General features: G+C 27.9%; 3 protein-coding genes and 1 pseudogene. All 4 read left to right on the top strand.

The genetic code is table 11. From position 1 onward, the window contains the following. Window positions 1–323 precede the first annotated feature (323 nt). A complete protein-coding gene (locus tag AC3WQX_RS11780) occupies window positions 324–1334 on the top strand; it encodes a hypothetical protein (RefSeq protein ID WP_002497247.1) in 1011 nt (336 codons plus the stop codon). 257 nt (window positions 1335–1591) lie between these two features. After that, window positions 1592–3273 (top strand): annotated as a pseudogene (locus AC3WQX_RS11775) (IS1182 family transposase). A 58-nt stretch (window positions 3274–3331) separates the two neighbouring features. Continuing rightward, window positions 3332–3526 carry a VOC family protein gene (locus AC3WQX_RS11770; RefSeq protein ID WP_002497246.1) on the top strand — a complete coding sequence of 65 codons (195 nt, stop codon included), beginning with the start codon at window positions 3332–3334 and terminating at the stop codon, window positions 3524–3526. Window positions 3527–4289: 763 nt separating this feature from the next. Next, on the top strand, window positions 4290–4736 hold a 447-nt coding region (locus AC3WQX_RS11765), incomplete at its 3' end, for a KxYKxGKxW signal peptide domain-containing protein (RefSeq protein ID WP_492740297.1).

The raw sequence follows: 4736 nt of genomic DNA, 5'->3' as shown, positions 1-4736 counted from the left end.
TAATATGAATTACTTTTAATAGATTAACAAAAACAAATCACATGTTACATGTTACATGTGATTTGTTTTTGTTTTTTTGTTACAGTATTTATTGTTTATACTCTACTAGTTTGTTATTCTTATAAATATACAAAAAAACATTCAGTTGTTGGCATCAACTGAATGTTTTTAAAGGTAATAAAACGCACCCAAACGTTTTAATATACATATATTGTAATTATAACCGTAAACAATATGTGTTGCAACTACACATATTTAATAATTTTATTGTAAACGTTTTATTACCTCTAACCAAATTAAAATATGGAAAGAGGTTATTTACTATGTCAACAACATCTTATAGAAACGTTCGAAAATCAAAATTTACACAAATATCAAATGATTTATTAAATGATGAACAACTTACATTAGAATCCAAAGCATTATTATCTATTTTCTTATCTAATTCAGATAATTGGAATCTTCATATGTCTGAAATTATTAAACGATCTAAGAACGGTCGTGATGCTCATTATTCTGCACTAAAAAAATTAATTAAAGCTGGTTACATTGCTAGATTAGAATTTAAACAAAATTCTAATAATCAATTCTTAAAGCTTGAATATATTTTTAGTGACAATAAAGAAGATATTAATGAAGGTATAAAAGACGCTCAAATTTTTGCAATAGAAAATGAACAATCAATTGTATTAACTTACAAAAATTTAGACTGTCAAAAGCTAGAAAGTTCTTTGGAAAATAAAGAGCAAAGTGCTGTAGAAAAGCCGTTTCCTGAAAATCCGTATACGGCTAATTCGAATACGGAAAGTGCGTATACAGAAAGTCAGAACATTAATAATACTAATAACAATAATACTAATAACAATAATACTAATAGTAACAATAATGGTTCGAATGGAATGAGTGGTAATAATATAAATAGTATGCCTAAAATAAATAACCATTCACTTCATTCAAACCATGAAAATAATTATTTACTAAATGATGAACAAGCTCATTTATTAAAACCCTTACCTAAAGATTTACAAGAATTCATTAAAAGTAGGTATATATTAGCTGATAGCATAAGTATTATAAATAAAATTATGCAAGCTAAAAAAGAAGCAGCTAATAGACGTGATGATGTTTTATTCTTTATGTTCGAAGAAAACCCCTTTTTATCGAAAAAAATCATTGATATTTTAATAACTGTCAATCGAGAAATGAAAAAGAAACAAGAATCAGTCCAAGCACTGTTAGGCTATTACTATAATTCATTAGTGAATGGATTAGAAGAATTTCATTTTACAGAGCAAGCAAGAAAAACAGTACAAAATAAAAAAATCTATTTCTAGATGAGTCTGAAACATAATTCCTAGCAAAATAGCCAGTAAATGAGTTTTTATAAATTCATTTACTGGCTTCTTTATTTACAATACTTCATATTGTTGGCTCGCTTTATTAGGGGATAGCTTCAGCTTGTCCTGTTCCCTCAAGAGTCTCGCCAATATACTTTGTGTTTATATGTAATTTTACATTGAAATACTTAAAAAAATAAGGCGCTTTCGTATAATTTAATAAACTTCACTAAACTAAATTAACGAGGTGCCTTATTTATAAAGATTATAACATGACTCAACTTACTCTACCAATGGAAACTTCAGTTCTTATCCCAACAAATGACATTTCAATACATGTAAATGTCATTTGTTGAAACAATCCATAAGACCGCATTCGATGAATTCAGACATCATCGTGGTGCAACATCATACCATCCAAAAATGATGTTAAAAGTAATTCTATATGCCTACACACAATCTGTGTTTTCAGGACGTAAGATAGAAAAATTACTTAATGACAGCATCCGAATGATGTAGCTATCACAAAATCAAAAGGCTTCTTATAAAATGATTAATCGATTTAGAATAAATCCAAAAGTAGATGCTTTATTAGAATCATTATTTATTCAATTTCATAGTCAGTGTTTGAAACAAAATCTTATAGATGATCAGGCCATTTTTATTGATGGTACGAAAGTTGAGGCGAATGCCAATCGATATACATTTGTATGAAAAAATAGTACTTAAAACCATGAGACAAGAATGAATGAAGATTCTAAAGCACTCTATCATGAATTGATGACAAATAATATCATACCTGAGATTAAAACAGATCACGATAATGACTTAGCAAAAGAAGAAATAGATTTGATTGGTAGTCATTTAGATAAAGAGATCGAAGATTTAAACCAACATATTGATAATGAAAAATGTACTAAAATAAGAAAACAAATACGGCTTAAAAGAACTAAATTAAAAAATACAAAAAACAAATTAATGATTACTCTGAGTGAAAGCATAGATACGAAGTCCAAAAATCTATTTTAAAAAATAGAAATAGTTATTCTAAAACGGACCATGATGCCACATTTATGAGAACGAAAGAAGATTATATGAAAAACGGACAACTCAAGCCAGGGTATAATTTACAAATAGCGACAAATTAACAATTTGTTTTATCTTATAATGTGTATCAAAATCCCACTGATACAAGAATGATGATACCATTTTTAAATTCAATTCAAGAGACCTACGGTCATTTACCTGAATATATTTTAGGTGACGCAGGTTATGGTAGCGAATCAAATTATATGGCAGTTATAGATAATTTTAATCGAACGCCACTCATAACTTATGGAATGTTTATAAAAGATAAAACTAAAAAATATAAAAGTGACATCTTTAATACTCAAAATTGGGATTATGACGAAATTAACAATGAATTCATTTGTCCGAACAATAAAAGAATAGGATTCAAAAGATATGCATATCGCCATGATAAGTATGGTTTTAAACGAGACTTTAAATTATATGAATGTGATGATTGTTCAGAATATCCGCTGAAACACCAATGTATGAACTTCAATTCAAAAACAAATAAAAAAATAATGAAGAATTATAATTGGGAATATTTTAAAGCCCAAATTAATAAAAAGTTTTCAGAACCAAAAACATCTACAGTCAAAGAAAGATTGATATGGATCCTGTTTTTAGATTTATGAAGGCTATTTTTGGTTTCACTCGAATATCTGTTTGAGGGATAAATAAAGTCAAAAGAGAACTAGGATTTGTGCTAATGGCACTTAATATAAGAAAAGTAACAACTCAACGAGCTGAAAATAATCAAACACATTATAATAAAGACAATTTCTATATTATTTCAATAGAAATTGTCTTTATTTACTTATCCAGGAACTTTATGTCCCGGACTCTTTTTTTCTCATTAATTAGGTAAAAATATTGTCATATAGTAAGTAAAGTTACACTCATTCATAGTGGATCATATCGAAGACGTGTTAGAAAAATTAAAACATGATGGGGCTAAGCTTTTATCTGAAACTCATGACAATTCAACATATGAAGATTCTAAAGGTAGTAAAAGTGTTTATATCAAAGCATCATTTAATACGTTAATAGAATTACAGGCAATACCAAACGGCTACTATTATCCAAAAGATAGCGAATCTGAAGTCTTTATTCCTGGATAATAAAGTGTAAACAGTAATTATTATCTCAGTAACGCCAATGAATTATTTATCGGTAATCAATACTCACAACTTACACTTTCCATGAGCAAGTCTTATTGAGTTGGTGTATTTACCATCTTTTTTGAAGAATTTTTTATTATACCCTCAATTGATCTTTCTTAATGAATAATTCGTTATTCATTCCGTTTACTACAACTTTACCCCTTAATTAATTCTAAAACTGCGAGTTGACCTGCCTGTTTTCATAGGCTAATGGTTTTATTAGACATTAACATAGTTAGCATATCCCTACATTCATCCTGTTTTTAATCATTTTCGTTAGCTAGATCATAAAAATGGTTAGTAGATAAATTACTGACAACACAAATGTTGTAAATCTTGTTAACTTTCATATAATAAGAAAAATCGAACGTATATGATGGTGACGTTTGATTTTTCTTATTTGTACTATAGATTTTATATCTTACATACGAACAGGGATAACTTTTTATGCAATCTTAGGTATAATAATTTTGTTTTTAGATGTTTTATATATTTAATTTTGAATACATAAAACTCATATAGAAACATAAAATATTAGAGAAAATATTTTATAAATAATAAAATAAAATGTAAATGCAATTTTGTTAACTTTATAAATAGCTTGTGTAAATTTAATTGTACTACCATGTTTTTGATGTTAAAATCATACAAGTATTAAAAACAAAAAATTCAGATAATAAATCATTATACTGCAAGTAAATTTCAAGTAATGGAGGAAAATATGTCGAATAAAAACCAAAAATTAAATGAGAGTTTTGCAGAAGAAAAAGCGAGAGTGCGACTATACAAATCTGGAAAGAATTGGGTTAAAGCTGGAATTAGAGAAATACAACTAATGAGAGTGATGGGTTTACCTTTTGCAGGTCAAAAAGTGTCTATTGGTGAAGAATTGAATTCTCAAAAATCAAAATTCAAAAAAAATGCGTTGAAAACATCAGCTTTAGTAGGTGGAGCATTTACTTTCAACATGTTAAATAACCACGAAGTATTTGCTGCATCGGAAACACCTGTAACTTCTGAAATAAGTTCTAATAGTACTACCGTAGGTGATCAAACATCTACTACAGAAAGTAAAGACAGTACTGCAAGTACAGAAAGTAAAGACAGTACTGCAAGTACAGAAAGTAAAGACAGTACTGCAAGTACAGAAAGTAAAGACAGTACTGCA

It is taken from the genome of Staphylococcus sp. FW104-15G4D (genome assembly GCF_058790135.1).
Note: the sequence above shows the minus strand (reverse complement) of the source record. Positions and strands in the feature narration are given on the sequence as shown.